Annotated in this window: 14 protein-coding genes; all 14 read right to left on the bottom strand. The window is 44.2% G+C overall.

What is annotated here, in order from left to right; all coding sequences use genetic code 11:
* Position 1 precedes the first annotated feature (1 nt).
* The gene (locus ODU45_RS07505) at positions 2–175 is read right to left on the bottom strand and encodes a hypothetical protein (RefSeq protein ID WP_169051106.1); all 174 of its coding nucleotides are present in this window, start codon (positions 173–175) and stop codon (positions 2–4) included.
* Between the two features lie 815 nt (positions 176–990).
* Entirely contained in the window at positions 991–2,283 is a 1,293-nt protein-coding gene (purB, locus tag ODU45_RS07500; protein WP_136671805.1) for an adenylosuccinate lyase, read from the bottom strand.
* A 1-nt stretch (position 2,284) separates the two neighbouring features.
* Positions 2,285–3,511, bottom strand: a complete 1,227-nt coding sequence (locus ODU45_RS07495) for a hypothetical protein (protein ID WP_136671806.1) — start codon at positions 3,509–3,511, stop codon at positions 2,285–2,287.
* A gap of 72 nt (positions 3,512–3,583) precedes the next feature.
* Positions 3,584–4,345: a hypothetical protein gene (locus ODU45_RS07490; protein WP_136671807.1), complete on the bottom strand. Its 762-nt coding sequence runs from the start codon at positions 4,343–4,345 to the stop codon at positions 3,584–3,586.
* Between the two features lie 43 nt (positions 4,346–4,388).
* Positions 4,389–5,468, bottom strand: a complete 1,080-nt coding sequence (purK, locus tag ODU45_RS07485; RefSeq protein ID WP_398581063.1) for a 5-(carboxyamino)imidazole ribonucleotide synthase — start codon at positions 5,466–5,468, stop codon at positions 4,389–4,391.
* Positions 5,455–5,943, bottom strand: coding sequence for a 5-(carboxyamino)imidazole ribonucleotide mutase (gene purE, locus ODU45_RS07480; protein ID WP_136671809.1), 489 nt, complete (start codon positions 5,941–5,943; stop codon positions 5,455–5,457). Before purE ends, purK begins: the two co-directional genes overlap by 14 nt.
* A gap of 25 nt (positions 5,944–5,968) precedes the next feature.
* Positions 5,969–7,231 (bottom strand): phosphoribosylamine--glycine ligase, encoded by a 1,263-nt coding sequence (purD, locus tag ODU45_RS07475; RefSeq protein ID WP_136671810.1) that lies wholly within the window; start codon positions 7,229–7,231, stop codon positions 5,969–5,971.
* Positions 7,232–7,345: 114 nt separating this feature from the next.
* On the bottom strand, positions 7,346–8,092 hold the full coding sequence (locus tag ODU45_RS07470; RefSeq protein ID WP_044763148.1) for a hypothetical protein: 747 nt from the start codon (positions 8,090–8,092) through the stop codon (positions 7,346–7,348).
* 122 nt (positions 8,093–8,214) lie between these two features.
* On the bottom strand, positions 8,215–9,762 hold the full coding sequence (purH, locus tag ODU45_RS07465) for a bifunctional phosphoribosylaminoimidazolecarboxamide formyltransferase/IMP cyclohydrolase (protein WP_398581062.1): 1,548 nt from the start codon (positions 9,760–9,762) through the stop codon (positions 8,215–8,217).
* A gap of 9 nt (positions 9,763–9,771) precedes the next feature.
* Positions 9,772–10,323, bottom strand: a complete 552-nt coding sequence (gene purN / locus ODU45_RS07460) for a phosphoribosylglycinamide formyltransferase (protein ID WP_136646876.1) — start codon at positions 10,321–10,323, stop codon at positions 9,772–9,774.
* Positions 10,320–11,342 (bottom strand): phosphoribosylformylglycinamidine cyclo-ligase, encoded by a 1,023-nt coding sequence (gene purM, locus ODU45_RS07455; protein WP_105121295.1) that lies wholly within the window; start codon positions 11,340–11,342, stop codon positions 10,320–10,322. Before purM ends, purN begins: the two co-directional genes overlap by 4 nt.
* A gap of 56 nt (positions 11,343–11,398) precedes the next feature.
* Positions 11,399–12,853, bottom strand: a complete 1,455-nt coding sequence (purF, locus tag ODU45_RS07450) for an amidophosphoribosyltransferase (protein WP_398581061.1) — start codon at positions 12,851–12,853, stop codon at positions 11,399–11,401.
* 2 nt (positions 12,854–12,855) lie between these two features.
* Positions 12,856–16,575, bottom strand: a complete 3,720-nt coding sequence (locus tag ODU45_RS07445) for a phosphoribosylformylglycinamidine synthase (RefSeq protein WP_398581060.1) — start codon at positions 16,573–16,575, stop codon at positions 12,856–12,858.
* Positions 16,576–16,587: 12 nt separating this feature from the next.
* Entirely contained in the window at positions 16,588–17,295 is a 708-nt protein-coding gene (purC, locus tag ODU45_RS07440; protein ID WP_105179241.1) for a phosphoribosylaminoimidazolesuccinocarboxamide synthase, read from the bottom strand.
* Positions 17,296–17,542: the final 247 nt, after the last annotated feature.

Below are 17,542 nucleotides of genomic sequence, written 5' to 3'. Positions count from 1 at the left end.
CTTATTCCTCAATTCTTACATGAACAAACCATTTATCGATACGTTTTTTATCTGCTTTGATTAATTTTTCAGCTACTCCCTCCATATATCTTTCAAATTTTTCTTCGATCTTTGAAATATTTTTATTTCCTATATCAGCTTTATCACAAGATAATGTATAAGTTGCTTTTTTCATTTGCTCTTCTCCACTAGGCTTTATACCTACAAAAATTAATCAGCGTACCTATGTATCCACTTTATCCAACTGTACATTTCCATGTAACAGTGATAAATTCTGGTTGACTTACTTCAAATTTACGGCTTGCATCATTCATAAACTGTGTCATATCAGTTCTCCTTTACTTTTTCAATTAATTTACAGTACATTTCCATGTAACAGTGATAAATTCTGGTTGGCTCACTTCAAATTTACGACTTGCATCATTCATAAACTGTGTCATATCAGTTCTCCTTTACTTTTTCAATTAATTTACAGTACATTTCCATGTAACAGTGATAAATTCTGATTGACTTACTTCAAACTTTCGATTTGTTTCATTCATAAATTGCGTCATAGTATTTCTCCTTTCATTTTTCCTACACTTGTTTATTCGTAAAACATTTGGAAAATGATTTATTTTTTCAAGTGTGTATCTCCTTGAGGGGAATTTTCCCTCTCACTTACTTATTCGCAAATCGTTTTCTTTTTTTGAAAAAATTTTTTATAGTCTTTTAGTTTACTTTTAGTACTAGGCAACGAGCCGCAGGCATAACTAGAGTTAGGCAAGGCGAGTTAACGAAGTAATAAAAGAAAAACTAAATGACGATACTTTTTTTGAATAAGTTGTGAGCTTGCTTCCCCCACACTTATCTATTCGTAAACTTTTGTAAAAAATAATTTATTTTTACTCACGAATGATTGTCTAGCGGAGGGAGCTTGTTTTCCCCTTCACCTATTTATTCGCAAGTAAATAAAAAAATTCTCTGGAAAATCCAAAGAATTTTAATTTTTTATAATCCAAGTCGTTCAAAGATGTCATCTACCCGTTTAGCATAGTAGTCTGGGTTGAAGAGTTCATCGATTTCTTCCTGGCTGAGTTTAGCTGTCACACGCTCATCTGCTTCGAGAAGGGGCTTGAAGTCCACTTGATTGTCCCAAGACTGCGCAGTTTTTGGTTGCACCAAGTCATAGGCCTCCTCACGGGTCATGCCTTTCTCAATCAATTTGAGCATAACACGCTGGCTGTAAATCAAGCCAAAAGTCGACTCCATATTGCGTTTCATATTCTCAGGGAAGACCGTCAAATTCTTAACAATATTGCCAAAACGATTGAGCATGTAGTTAATAAGGATAGTCGTATCCGGCGTGATAATCCGCTCCGCTGACGAGTGGGAAATATCGCGTTCGTGCCAGAGAGCCACATTCTCAAAAGCCGTCACCAAGTGTCCACGCACCACACGAGCCAGACCGGTCATATTTTCAGAGCCGATAGGGTTGCGTTTATGGGGCATAGCAGAGCTGCCTTTTTGGCCCTTGGCGAAATACTCTTCGACTTCACGTTGCTCAGATTTTTGTAGCCCACGGATCTCTGTCGCCATACGCTCGATAGACGTTGCAATCAAGGCTAGGGCTGAGAAATATTCTGCGTGGAGGTCACGAGGAAGAACCTGGGTAGAAATTTCCTGCGGACGAATGCCCAATTTGCCACAAACGTACTCTTCCACAAATGGAGGGATGTTGGCAAAGTTACCAACCGCACCTGAAATTTTACCAGCCTCAACGCCCTTAGCCGCCACATCAAAACGCTCCATATTGCGTTTCATTTCGCTATACCAAGTCGCTAATTTAAGACCGAAGGTCGTTGGCTCCGCATGAACACCGTGGGTCCGCCCCATCATGATGGTGTACTTATGCTCACGCGCCTTATCGGCGATAATGTTGGTGAAGTTTTCAAGGTCACGACGGATAATGTCGTTGGCCTGCTTGTAGAGGTAACCGTAAGCCGTATCCACCACGTCGGTAGACGTCAGACCGTAGTGGACCCACTTGCGTTCCTCACCAAGACTTTCCGAAACCGCACGCGTGAAAGCCACCACATCGTGACGGGTTTCCTCTTCTATTTCTAAAATGCGGTCGATGTCAAAAGTCGCCTTCTCACGAATCAAGGCCACATCTTCTTTGGGAATCTCACCCAACTCAGCCCAAGCCTCATCAGCGAGGATTTCCACTTCCAACCAAGCCTTGTACTTGTTCTCTTCACTCCAAATAGCCGCCATCTCTGGGCGGGAATAACGATTGATCATTTTATTTGCTCCTTACTTCTAGTTGCATCAAGTTACTAATATGACTTAATGTATAATTATCTTCTAAAGTTTTGTAGTGACTGCTAAATTCTTTAATAAACTCTTCCTTCAAAATTTTATTATTGTGATATTGGCGAGCAACAGCAATGATAGATTCTATAATTTCTTGAGTATCACTATCGTCAATATAACAGTTAGACTCCTCTAACCTACTTATTGTATCATCGTTAATACTTTCCTGTTTTTTGACTTCTTCTAAGATTATATATACTTCCTTCAAATAAGGATAATCGAATGTAACCTGCATATTATTTTTTGTTAATAAATCTAAGTTTTCTATTCGCTCTCCTACCTCAATATCTTTTTCTGCGTAAATATATTCAATTTCATCAATTAAGTCTTGAGGGATTCTATCCTCTAGTAAAATTATTGATAAATATCTACTAATTTCCATTTTATCAAAATCAAGAGGATATATTCCCTCAATAAATTTTAAATATGACGATTTATCAGATGTATTTCTCAAATAAATAAGAATTTCACTTAAAGCTATCCGTTCATCTATTTTTATGGAACTTAATCCTCGGCGATTCTCCATATGTAAAAATATCTTCTGAGCTTTTGAATCATTTCTGAGTTCATATGAATAAGTTCCTGATTTATTACTTCCTTCCTCCACAAGTAGGTAGTAGTTTTTTACTATTCTAGAGAGCACTCGCCCTATCAATTTCCTAATACTATCGTTGATTAAAATTACTTGAGAATCAGAAACTGATTCTTCATAACTGATTTGATTATTAGAGAAAAATTTACTAATAAGTTCATATTCCCATCTATTCCCCACTGCTGAAAATCTATCATACCTCGCATTAGAATAAAACTCTTTTAAAAGTTCTAAAAATTGGCATTCTTGTTTACTAAAAATCTTTTTATTGATCGCTTTTTCAATTCTGCTATGTAATTCAACTTGATTATGAATCTTTAGACTTTCAGAAAAGTCTTCTATGGAATCAACCTCATCGAACTCCCACAACACTAATATTATTTTCTGTAGTCTTTCGACTCCTACAGAAATGTTGTATAAAGCCAAAAATAATTCCGTAGGCATCTCTGGAGCAATTCTATCCATATTATTTACAATGGAAATACCAGTATATATAAATTCTCCTGAGATATCCAACTCTGAAACCATATTAAAATTTTTGTAATACCACTCTTTATTTAACACCCTATATCTCCCTAAAATTTTTATTTATTCAACTGAATTAATATCTTCTCCCTATCATATTGAGTTAGTCTTTCAATTTTTAATAGAGCTGTCAGTCAAGGTATCCTTGGTGTTTTTTATTATTAATTTATTATCTGTAATTAGCCTATCTTTTATTTGTTCTATAAAAGGTTTCATTCTTCTATACGCTCGTTGACTAAGTTCTAATTCATAGTCAATGTTTTTACGTTGCTCGGCTATCAAATGGATTGCATTCCTGTACTCATAAATTTCAATAATATCGGATGGTAAATCTGCAACAAGTTTATTTCCTTTTTGATAAATTTTTGAAATTATATTTAATTCCTCTGCTGCACGACACTTTGCATCAAAACGAATTGAAGTTGATGCCTTCCTCTTTCTTTGATAAAAAAATGTATGTATTTCTATATTTTTTGTACCATTATCTACTAGATGGATTAATTCTCTTTCTAATTTTTTCCTCTTTTCTTCTGGTATGTCAATTTTTGTCATCACATTATTTTGATGGACCAAATCATCATAAACTTGAGTATCACTATAGTATGTCTCTAAAACGTACTCTACTACTGCTTCATATATAGAGGCATATGCTAAAATTTGACTGCGAATTTCAAAAATTAAATGTTCCTCCTCAGCCGTTATCCCTTCGTATAACTTGTAAGCGTACCGAATTGATTTAAACTCTCTAATAATTCTATTCTTCAGACTCACATCATGTATAAAATCAAACTCTTTCTCATACCAGTCATTATTAGGCAAGTGATTATTGCAATATCTTTTAATCTCTTCTTGAATTTTTTGTGGTAATGGCATGTCATAAACCTCTTTTTAATAACTAAAAAATCAGAAAGCAATCTTAATTTTCAAACTCCTCCACACTTTCCGCATCTTCCCCCAACACCGTCACATGTCCCATTTTGCGATTGTGCTTCGCTTCTAGTTTACCATAAAAGTAGGGATGGGCGGTAGGATTTTCTTGAAGAAAGGTTTGGACTGCTTCCATGTCTTGTCCGAGGACGTTAATCATAACTGCTGGAGAAAGCAGGCGGATAGGAGGCAAAAGCTGTTTGAGAATACCTAGGATATGGGTATCAAACTGTGAAAAATCACAGGCTTCAATAGAATAATGCCCTGAATTATGAGGTCGAGGAGCGATTTCGTTAACCAGAATATCCTGACCTGCTACAAACATTTCAACACAGAGGGTGCCTGCTAATTGGAGCTTGTCTGCGATTTGCAGGGCCATGGTTTTGGCTTTTTCAGCTAGTTCATCTGAAATACGAGCAGGCACGATAGTCTTGTAAAGAATATTATTGCGGTGGATATTTTCCTGTACAGGAAAGACGGTGTAGTCGGAGCCATTGCCAGACACAAGAACGGAGATTTCCAGGTCGAAATTCACAAACTCTTCCAGAACACACTCAGCAGAGTTGGCTAACTGACTAGCCTCTACCAAGTCCGCCTCTTCTCGAATGACCTTCTGGCCATGTCCATCATAGCCCCCAGTGGCTGTCTTTAAGACATAGTTTTTGCCGAGGTCCAGACCTTCTAAATCTAGGCTAGATGTGACGACTTTGTAGGGGGCGACTTGCACGCCAGCTTTTTTTGCCAAAAAATCCTTCTCAAAAATGCGGTTCTGGGAAATGCGGAGGAGGTCTGTGCCTTGAGGGAGCTGGCCATCCTTGATGACCGCGTCCAGTCCGTCGGCATCGACATTTTCAAACTCGTAGGTCAGGACATCGCACCGCTCCGCCAACTGTTTGAGGGCCGCCACATCGTGATAGGGAGCGACGATGACCTCGCTGACCTTGGAGGCTGGGCAGTCCGCCGCGGGATCCAGCGTGATCACCTTGTGGCCCATGTAAATAGCGGAAATAGCCATCATCTGCCCTAGCTGACCGCCGCCGATAATTCCGATTGTTTTAGATGAGGTCATCTGTCATCGCCTCCGCAATTTTTTCTTGTTCCTTGGCAAAATCTGCCAGCTGAGCTGCAATAATTTGGTCTTCAATGGAGAGAATGCGAAGAGCTGTCAGGGCTGCGTTGGTGGCACCTGCTTCGCCAATCGCCATAGTCGCAACAGGTACACCGCCAGGCATCTGCACGATAGAATAGAGAGAATCCACACCGCTGAGGGCACGGGACTGGACAGGGACGCCGATGACAGGCAGGGTGGTCTTGGCTGCTACCATACCTGGCAAATGAGCCGCACCACCCGCTCCTGCGATAATGACCTTGATGCCACACTCACGTGCTTCTTCGGCATGACGGAACATGAGGTCTGGGGTGCGGTGGGCAGACACTACTTTCTTTTCATAGGCTACGCCAAATTTGTCCAGCACTTCGGCTGCTTTTTTCATGGTTTTCCAGTCGGAACTAGAGCCCATGATGATGGAAATTGGAATGTTCATATTTGCACTTCCTTTTCTTTATCCCTTATTTCACGGTCTTACTCCCAATATCTGTCCGATAAAAGAGGCCTGTCGTATCTTGATTTTTCAACTCCGAGTAAATTTTTTCCTGGGCTTCTTGGACGGTATCTGCTGTGGTGACCAGCATATAAACTCGACCGCCGTTTGACAGCAGTGCTCTGCTATTTTCCGCAAAACGAGCCCCAGCATAGTAGGTCGTGATGTCGCCCTCAGTCTTCGCTGGCAACTCTACGCCTTTCTCATAGTCCAGTGGGTAGCCATTTGAAGCCACGACCACACCGAGCGTCACGCCACTATCCAGCCAAGTCAGCTGTGTAGGACGTTTGTGGAGGATGTCGTCGATGTTCTGAGCAAAGTCAGAGGTCAGGCGAGGCAGGATAATCTGAGTTTCTGGGTCGCCAAATCGAGCGTTGAACTCAATGACTTTAGGACCTTGATCGGTCAGAATCAAGCCAGCATAGAGCACGCCCAAATAAGACCGCCCCTCCGCAATCATGCCGTCCAGAATGGGCTTGACAATGGTGTCAACCGCTGTGTCCACCACGCTTTGAGGCAGGTGGGGAACAGGAGCGTAAGCCCCCATACCGCCTGTGTTGGGACCTTGGTCGCCGTCAAAGGCACGCTTGTGGTCCTGGGCTGTCGGCAGGATGTAGAACTGGTCGCCGTTGACCAGGGCAAAGAGGGAAAACTCCTCGCCCGCCAAGAACTCCTCGATGACTACGCGGGCACCCGAGTCGCCAAACTTGTTATCCAAGAGCATCTCCCGTGCCGCTTCGACCGCCTGCTCGACGGTTTCTGCCACGACCACGCCCTTGCCCAGTGCCAAGCCGTCCGCCTTGACCACGATGGGAGCCCCCTGCTCTTCGATGTAGGCTTTGGCTTCTTCGAAGTTGGAAAATGTGCCAAAGGCTGCTGTTGGAATGCCGTATTTGACCATGATTTGCTTAGCAAATTCTTTTGACCACTCCAGCTCCGCGGCTAGACGACTCGGGCCAAAAGCCTTAAGTCCCGCCTGTTCAAAATCATCAACGATACCTGCTGCTAAAGCATCGTCTGGACCAACAAATGTCCAAGCAATATCATTTTCCTTAGCAAAATTGATCAGAGCAGAATGTTCGGAAATTCCGATATTGACCAACTCAATACCGTCTAATATCATCCCGTCATTTCCAGGAGCGACAAAGACCTGTTCCACCTGCTCAGACTCTAATAATTTCTTTGCAACAGCATGTTCACGACCACCAGACCCGACAACCAAAAGTTTCATTTTTCACACCTCAAAAACGGATTTTCTATAAACAGTATAGCAAAAACAAGTTCTTTTTGATAGAAAAAGCAGAAGAATGTTCGGGAATAGAAAAAGCTCACACGAGGTGAGCTACTACTTGATAAAATAATCACACACATAATTCAAGTTAGAGGGAGGAGAATAACTAGCAATAGATTGTTCTTTTACCATACTCACCTGCCCCTTCTCGTCTATACGATACATTCTCTTCATTTTCTCCCCTGAAAGAGTTGTATAATAAATTGTTAATTCTGAAGGAATATGGCTGAAATCAGGAATATTGAATAATAGATAATTAAAAATTGCCTCTTGATGCTTTTTTGAAACAATATAAATTTTTTGTCCTTCTGACAATTTAGGAATGATAGCGTAATCTGAAGGATCCCCAAACTGAATTTGAAGATTAAACAATGGTTGATTATTTACAATCTCAATAGAAAGCGCCTTATCTCGTTTATTATCCACACCATACGAATTTTGAAATGAATTTACTGCTAATTTTTTGGTGTTCTTGTTACTTTGAATCAAACCATACCAATATTTATCATGATAATAAACATAGCTAGAAGCTTTCACAACTTGATAGCTATAATCTAAAAACATCTCTGGTCTCTGACTGATTTTAAATTTCTCTTTGTCAATAAATAATTGAAAATGGAAGACAAAAAATGAAATACCAATACCAATGATTGCACCATAAAAACTAAGCCAGTCACCCAAGCTACTATTTAGAGCTTGTTGAATATAAGTTAGAAAAAGAGAGAATATTGGACCCGATATAAAAATAAGTCCAACTAGCAACAAAATAATATACCAATTTTTCTTAAAATATCCAAACATACTACAATCCACTCCATGAATATAATTTCGATAGTAGTATACTAAATTATCCTAAAAATTCCAAGACCATTAAAACAGAAAAACACCTAACAATTATTAGATGTTCCTCTTTCTCCAAATTCTCAATGTCTAAAATGTCTGATTCCTGTAAAGACCATGGTCAATCCGTACTTGTTGGCCATGTCAATGGAGTCTTGGTCGCGGACAGAGCCACCCGGCTGAATGATAGTCTTGATTCCTGCCGCAGCGATTTCTTCCATGTTATCAGCAAAGGGGAAGAAGGCATCCGATGCCAAAACAGCTCCTTCCAAACGGTCCTTGGCCTGCTCGATGGCGATACGGACGGACGCTACACGGTTGGTTTGCCCCGGCCCCACGCCCAAGGTCATCTTGTCATTGGTGATGATGATGCCGTTGGACTTGACGTACTTGGAGGACTTCCAAGCGAACTCCATGGCCGCCCACTCCTGCTCGGACGGTTGACGCTCGGTCACCACCTGCCAGTCCGCTGGGCTTTCTACCACCACGTCCTGATCCTGCACCAAGAGCCCTCCGACAACGCCTGTGAACTCTTTTTCTACTTCGCTCGCATCCTGTGCATCAAAGGCCAATTCCAAAATCCGAAGATTTTTCTTTTTATTGGTCAAAATAGCTAGCGCTTCTGCCGAGTAGCTCGGTGCGATGATGATTTCTAAGAAAATCGGGTGCATCTTTTCAGCCGTCGCAGCATCTACTTCTCTGTTCAGCACGACGATGCCTCCGAAAATCGATACTGGGTCAGCCTCATAAGCGTAATCCCAAGCCTGTTCAATGGTTTCTGCCTGCCCGATACCACAAGGGTTCATGTGTTTGAGAGCCACAACAGTTGGACGGTCCTTGAAATCACGGATAATCCGAATGGCCGCATCCGCATCACGAATGTTGTTGAAAGACAGCTCCTTACCATTTAACTGCTTAGCAGAAGCAATCGAATAGGCAGTCGGAAGGGCATTTTGGTAGAAATCCGCATTTTGCTGGGGATTTTCTCCGTAACGCATAGGCTGATTGAGGTCGTAGGTAATGGTAAGTTTTTCAGGCTTATCTTCGCCCACTTGCTTGGTAAAATAATCTGCTATTAGGGCATCATAAGCTGCGGTATGACGGAATACCTTTGCAGCCAATCGCTGACGTGTTGCATAGCTCGTTTCCCCCTGCTCTGCAATTTCCCCTAAGACCGTCGGATAATCTGCCGGATCCACCACAACGGTCACGCTGGCGTGGTTTTTGGCCGCAGAACGAAGCATGGACGGTCCACCGATGTCAATATTCTCCACCGCCAAATCATAGGTCACATCTGGACATAAAATAGTCTCTTTGAAGGGATAAAGGTTAACCACTACCAAGTCAATCAAGCCGATTTCATGGTCGCTGGCTGTTTGTAGGTGGCTGTCCAAATCCCGACGTGCTAACAAACCACCGTGTATTTTCGGGTGAAGAGTCTTGACACGACCGTCCATCATCTCAGGAAAACCAGTCACATCGTCAATGGCGATGGTAGTTACACCAGCCTGATCCAAGGCAACCTTGGTACCACCGGTGGAGATAATTTCCCAACCAAACTTGGTCAATTCTTGGGCAAACTCTACAATGCCTGCCTTATCGGATACGCTAATTAACGCACGTTTTGTCATGATTTCTCCTTATTTTCTCACTGCCCCCAACTCCTCCAGGGCCGCTGGATAGAGTTGGTACTCTGCTTCATGTATTCTGGCTTCGAAGCTTTCTAAGCTATCATTAGCTAGTCTAGGCACACGGACTTGTTTGATGATTTGTCCTGTGTCAACGCCGTTATCAACCCAGTGGACTGTTACGCCACTTTCAGATACTCCTGCCTGCCAGGCGTCTTCAATACCATGGGCTCCTGGAAATTCAGGCAAGTAGGCGGGGTGGATATTGATGATCCGACCTTCATACTGAACCAGCAGGGTTGGTCCCACAATCTTCATATAGCCTGCCAAGACCACCAAGTCAATCTGGTGCTTGTCTAATAGTTGGATAAGGGCTTCTTCGTAGGCCTGTTTATCTGCAAACTCTTTTAATTCAAAAGCAAAGGCAGGCACCCCTAGTTTTTCAGCCCGTTCCAAGACATAGGCATTTCTACGGTCTGAAAAGACAAAAGCTACTTCAAACTGCTCTGCGATGACTTGGAAATTGGAGCCGTTGCCTGATGCAAACACTGCTATTCGTTTCATTTGATGACCACACTCTTATCTTCCTTGGCGATGATGCGACCAATGGTGTAAACTTCCTCGTCAACTAGTTGACAAACACTGTCAACCTTGTCTGGACTGACTGCCAGGACCAAGCCGATTCCCATATTGAAGATTTCAAACATTTCTTCATGTTTGATGTGGCCATATTTTTCAAGGGCCGTAAAGATTGGAAGGACTGGAATCTTATCCTCTTCAATCTCAGCTGCTAGATTGTCTGCAAACATACGGGGAATATTTTCGATGAAACCACCGCCTGTGATATGGGCAATGCCATTGACCAGCCCTGCTTTTACCAGAGGCAATACCTGCTGGACATAGATGCGGGTCGGCTCTAAGAGGACATCCTTCAGAGCTCTGCCATTGAGCTCTGGCAAGAGAGCGTCGCCAGAAACATCTGCAAAAACGCGTCGGACTAAAGAATAGCCGTTGGAGTGGATGCCGCTGGAAGCTAGGCCGAGGAGAATGTCGCCCTCCTGGACCTTACTGCCGTCGATAATCTGGGACTTCTCCGCAATGCCGACAGCAAAGCCAGCCAGGTCATAGTCATCCTCTCCGTACATACCAGGCATTTCAGCCGTTTCACCGCCAATCAGGCCGCAACCAGCTTGGACACAGCCTTCAGCCACACCGGCCACCACCTGCTCCAGCTTGGCTGGTTCATTTTTTCCTGTCGCGATGTAGTCGAGGAAATAAAGTGGCTCCGCACCTGCTGCGATGATGTCGTTGACACACATAGCCACGCAATCCTGACCAATGGTGTCGTGCTTGTCGTACTGAATCGCCAACATGAGCTTGGTGCCGACACCGTCTGTTCCTGATACCAAGACTGGCTCTTTGACATCCAGTTTGGTCAGGTCAAACATACCGCCAAAACCACCAAGAGCTCCCATCACACCCAAGCGTTCTGTCCGAGCTACGTGTTTCTTGATACGCTCGACAACTTCATATCCCGCTTCGACGTCAACGCCCGACTGGGCGTAGGCATTTTTATTTGTCATTTTGATTCCTTTCAACAGTTTACAGGTCTGTCAAGTAACATTGACACCTCTGTCACTTACTTGACATTTTCAATGTAGAAACTCGTTTTCTCTTCTAGGCTACGGAGGTATTCTTCCTCATAGTCATAGAGAGGCGTTGGAAATTCTCCGTCAAAGTAGGCCACACAAAGCCCTCCTTTTGGTGCATCGGTTTCAATGCCTATGGCTTCAATCATCCCCTCAAGAGAAAGATAGGTCAGACTGTCTGCCCCGATAATCTCACAAACTTCCTCAGCAGTGTGGTTGGCTGAAATCAGCTCCCGACGGGTCTGAATATCAATACCATAGAAACACGGGTACTTGAGTTCTGGGCTGCCGATAGCCACATGGACTTCTTTTGCCCCTGCATCACGAAGAAGCTGGACAATGCGGCGGCTAGTTGTACCGCGAACAATAGAGTCGTCAATCATGACCACGCGCTTGCCTTTGACAACACTTGAAACGGCTGACAACTTCATGCGAACCCCCTGCTCCCGCAATTCCTGGGTCGGTTGAATAAAGGTCCGCTGGGTATATTGGTTTTTAATCAGCCCCATTTCATTTGGCAAACCAGATTCCTCTGCAAATCCCATAGCCGCAGATAGGGAGGAGTTGGGTACACCAACGACAATGTCTGCTTCCTGTTGAAATTCCTGGGCCAAACGACGTCCCATATTTTTACGAGCCGTGTGGACATTGACCCCATGAATCACCGAATCTGGGCGAGCAAAATAGACATACTCCATAGAGCAAACAGCTAGTTGCGTATCTCTTGTATAGCTATCATATTGAATCCCTGAATCATCAATGACGACAATTTCACCAGGCTCCACATCTCGCACCCAGTCAGCCCCCACTACTTCAAAAGCACAAGTTTCACTAGCAACAACCCAGGCACCATTTTTCATTTTACCTATTGAAAGTGGTCGGAAGCCATTTGGATCCAGGGCTGCGACCAGCTTGTCTTCCAGCATAATCAGGTAGGCAAAGCCACCTTTAACAGTATTGAGGGCTTCCTTGATTTTCCCCATAAAGTCTGGATTGTGACTGCGGCGAATCAAGTGCATGAGAATTTCAGTGTCAGAAGAAGAAGAGAAAATAGAACCATTTTTTTCAAGTTCAGCCTTCAAACTAACCGCATTGGTCAAATTCCCATTGTGTGCCAAACCCACCTGCATATCTGCAAAATCAAAGAGGAAGGGCTGGATATTATTGATAGAAGCAGAACCAGAAGTTGCATAGCGGACATGACCAATAGCAGCCGTTCCTGTCAAGGCTTCTAAATCCACTGGATTTTTGAAGACTTCTGCAATCAGACCTGTTCCACGATGGCGACGCAAATGCCCACCATCATTGGCTAAAATCCCTGCCCCTTCTTGCCCTCGATGCTGCAAACTATGGAGACCAAAATAAGTAACCTGAGCAGCCTGCGGATGTCCCCAAATACCGAAAACACCGCATTCTTCATTGAGTGATTTAACTTCGTATGTCATATTTATTTTCCTGTAAAATAGCGAACCGCTGAAACAAAGAGTCCTTGGTCTTTCTTACCTGGAATGTTTTGGAAAAGACCGTCCTCGTAACGCTCCGAATGCCCCATTTTCCCGATAATCTGACCGTTGCGACTGGTAATACCTTCAATGGCATGACTAGATCCGTTTGGATTGTACTTAGAATCCATGCTTGGCTGACCAGTAAAGTCAACGTACTGGCTGAAAATCTGACCATTATCCCGCAAGATAGCGAACTCCTCGTCCGTCACTACAAATTTTCCTTCCCCATGAGAAACTGGGATAGCGTGAATATCGCCGACTTGGACACCTGCCAACCACGGAGAGTTGACATTGGCAATCCGTGTCTCCACCATTTTGGCAACGTGCTGGTTGGCATCGTTGTAGAAGAGGGTCGGACTGCTTTCGCCGGCATCCTCAAAGTTTCCATACGGCAGCAAGCCCGATTTGACAAGGGCCTGGAAGCCATTACAGATACCGATGATGAGGCCACCTTTTTCGATGAATTGGTCAATAGCAGAGCGGACCTTGGCGTTTCGTAAGATGGTCACGATAAACTTGGCAGACCCGTCTGGCTCATCCGCAGCTGAGAATCCCCCTGCAAAGAAAAGAATGTGTGCCTTGTCAACGTTGTCAACCATTGTGTCAACCGACTTTTCAATACTCTCTGCATCCAAGGTCACAAATGGCACCAGATTAACCTTAGCACCAGCCTGTTCAAAGGCCTTAGCAGAATCATATTCTGAGTTGGTACCTGGGAAGACTGGGATGTAAACCACAGGCACTTCAACGGCTTCTTTTGCTTTTATAACCGCTGAACTTGTGACTGCCGGAACATCCTGCAACTCTGTCGCCTGTTCAAATTCTGTTGGGTAAACTTCCTCTAGTTTGCCTTCAAAGGCTGCCTGCAGGTCCTGTCCAGCTAGATTGACACCGTTGATAAGAAGTGTAAAGTCAGCAGTGGTTTGTCCAATTTTCACAGCATCTGGAATGTCTTCTTGCGATGTGAAGACAAAGCCGCCAAGCTGACCTGTCAAGCTGGTTTCAAGGTCTGCAAGCCCAACTCTTGCTCCGATTTGGTTTCCAAAGGACATGAGGGATAGACTTTCTAGAACACCACCATACTTGACTGCACTAGCAGCCGTAATCACGTAATCGCTTTGCCATTTTTCAAAAGCCTCAAAATTAGACTTCATAAGGGCAAAATCAATATCTTCGGACAAAATCTGACCTGGTAAGTAGTAAATGTACTCGCCAGCCGCCTTGAACTCAGGCGAGAGGACCTTGCGACTATCAGCCGTGGTCACACCAAAGGCAACCAGGGTTGGCGGAACTGTCAAGTCCTCAAAGGTGCCAGACATGGAGTCCTTGCCACCAATAGACGGCAAACCAAGCTGAATCTGAGCCTCGATAGAGCCTAGAAGTGCTGCCACCGGCTGACCAAAACGCTCTGCCTGCTTGTCCATGCGTTGGAAGTATTCTTGATAGGAGAAGCGAGCCTTGGACCAGTTGGCGCCTGTTGCCACCAAGCGAGCTGTCGCTTCGATGACCGCATAGGCAGCCCCGTGGTAAGGTGACCAGTCTGCCAGATAAGGATGATAGCCCTGAGCCATGACAGAAGCCGTCGTCGTAACACCATGTTGGACAGGTAGTTTCTGTACAGAACTTTCTGTCGGTGTCAGCTGTTGGCGACCTCCGAGTGGGTGGTTGACGGTTGAACGACCAACAGATGAGTCGAAAATCGTCTGCAAACCTTTCTGACTAGCATGGTTGAGGTCTGAAAGAAGGTCTTTCAAGTCCTCCTGTAGCGTTTCAGCGGAAGTTCTACGTGTTTCTGGCAAGTTGACAGCACTGTCAACTACCTTGGCATCGACGACTACGCGCACACCATTGGTATCTAGGAAGGAACGCTCCAAATCAACAATGGTTTGCCCATTCCAGGTCATGACTAGGTTTGGTTTTTCAGTGACTTTAGCCACGACAACCGCATGGATATTTTCCTGACGGCATGCTGCGATGAAGGCGTCTACGTCCTCTGGACGGACAACGACACTCATCCGCTCTTGTGATTCCGAAATAGCAATTTCGGTTCCATTCAAACCTACATACTTGAGTGGAACCTTGTCTAAGTCGATTTCTAAACCGTCTGCCAGTTCTCCAATAGCAACGCAGACACCTCCTGCACCAAAGTCATTGGATTTTTTAATCAAGCGAGTCACGGCACCATTGCGGAACAAACGCTGGATTTTGCGTTCTTCAATGGCATTTCCTTTTTGGACTTCCGCACCAGCTGTTTCCACAGACTCAACTGTCTGCACCTTGGACGATCCTGTTGCTCCACCAATACCGTCGCGACCTGTTTTGCCTCCTAACAAGATGACCACATCGCCTGCGGCTGGTTTTTCACGGACCACATTTTCCTTAGGAGCAGCACCGACTACGGCGCCCAACTCCATACGTTTCGCAACAAAGCCTGGGTGGAAATATTCACGCACATAGGTGGTCGCAAGACCGATTTGGTTACCGTATGAAGAATAACCATGTGCTGCTGTTTTAGAAATGATTTGCTGTGGCAATTTCCCTGGGCGAGTAGCCGTCAGAGGCTGGGTAATATCACCCGCACCTGAAATCCGCATAGCTTGATAAACATAAGAACGACCTGACAAAGGATCACGAATGGCTCCACCGATACAGGTTGCGGCTCCACCGAAAGGCTCGATTTCTGTTGGGTGATTGTGGGTTTCATTCTTGAACATGAGGAGCCATGGCTCTTTCACGCCGTCCACATCCACTTCGATTTCCACCGAGCAGGCATTGATTTCATCTGACACTTCCATGTCATCCAGACGACCATTTGCCCGCTCATAGCGACCAAAAATAGTCGCCATATCCATAAGCGTCTGCGGCTTATCTGTCCGACCTAACTCTGTTCGCATAGCCAGATACTTGTCATAAGTCGCCTGCAATTGCTTGTGGAATTTTGAAGCTGAAAAGTCTATAGACCTGAGTTCTGTCTCAAATGTCGTATGACGGCAGTGATCACTCCAATAGGTATCCAAGACCTTGAGCTCTGTTTCAGTTGGTACTCGACCGATTGACTTGAAGTAGTCCTGAATGAAGAGCAGGTCTTCCACTTCCATAGCCAAGCCAGCTTCTCGCTTGTAAGTTGCAAACTCTTCCGCCCCATAACTAGCAAAAAAGTCCAAGCTTGGAATAGTCGCATCTGACACCGAAAACTCCTGAGCCACCAAAGGAGCCCCCAAATCCTTAAAACGCGAATCCACAGGGTTCAGCAAATAGTTCTTAATAGCAGCTAACTCTTCTTCCTGCACATTGCCATTCAAGATATAAAGCTGACCTGTATTGACACGCACCTCCTGACGACTGCCCAACAAGAGAAGGGCCTCCTGACTACTGGCAGCCCGCTGATCAAACTGACCAGGAAGAGCCTCAATCGCAAAATAAGCAGCTTCCTCCAAGCCCAGTTCCGCTTCCGACAAGACCTTGTCCGTCACCTGCTCTGTAAAGATATGCTTAATGGCCTGCTCCAGCAAGTCCTCCGCCAGATGGAAAACATCGTACACCTGCACCAGACGTACACTCGTCAAACTCGTCAGCTGCAAATTATGGGTCAACTCCTTACGAAGAGCCTCCGCCTTAATCTGAAAATCCGCCTTCTTCTCAACAAAAATCCGCTTCGCCATTTTTTCCAATCCTTACTTCACTTCTTGTAATTTTGCCAATACGACCTCGTAAACCTCGGTCAATTCCCCGAGACCCCGACGGAAAACATCCTTGTCCAGATGATTGCCATCCGCATCCCATAAACGACAATTATCAGGCGAAAACTCATCCGCCAATAAAATCTGACCAGAAGAGTCAACCCCAAATTCTAGCTTGAAGTCCACCAAAGTCAGCCCAATCTGAGCAAACAAGTCCTTCAAGAACCCATTGATTCGTCTTGTTTCTTCCTTGATATAGGCAATTTCTTCTGAACTAGCTAGATTAAGAAAAGCAATGTGTTCATCATTGATAAAAGGATCATCCAATTCATCTTTTTTATAGTAAAATTCCACGATTGGAGTGCTTAATGTGATACCTTCCTCCACACCGAAGCGTTTTGAGAAAGACCCAGCTGTCACATTTCGCAAAACCACCTCAAGAGGAATGATCTCCACCTTCTTATTCAACTGCTCCGTATCCGACAAGCGCTTGATAAAATGCGTCTGGACACCCGCTTCATTCAATTTTTCAAAAATCAAAGAGGAAATCAGATTATTGAGCCGGCCCTTACCCACAATCTGTTCTTTCTTACCACCATTAAAAGCCGTCGCCTGATCCTTATAAACCGCAACAATCTGGTCACGGTCAGCCGTTGCGTAGATGTCTTTGGCTTTTCCTGAATAGAGAAGGTCTGTTTTCATGAGAATGTTCGCCTTTCGTAAAATATTCTAGTCTTTTCGTTTATTCTAACACACAATATTCGCATCCACAACAAATTTACGGTTATTTAGGAAAAAACAAAGAAAAACGCCCGTAAACTATGATATACTCCCCTTATAGTGGACAGTGAAAAAACAAAAATTTTCACTAGAAACTATAAAGGGAGTTTTATTATGTCCAAAAGAAGTCCAAAGTCTGTCTCTGAGAAACTAGAAATTGTTCTACTCT

Origin of the sequence: Streptococcus sp. 2022WUSS135 (assembly GCF_044427045.1) — a bacterium.
Taxonomy (GTDB): Bacteria; Bacillota; Bacilli; order Lactobacillales; family Streptococcaceae; genus Streptococcus; species Streptococcus hashimotonensis.
The sequence above is the reverse complement of the archived record's forward strand: the minus strand, read 5'-3'. Positions and strand labels throughout refer to the sequence as shown.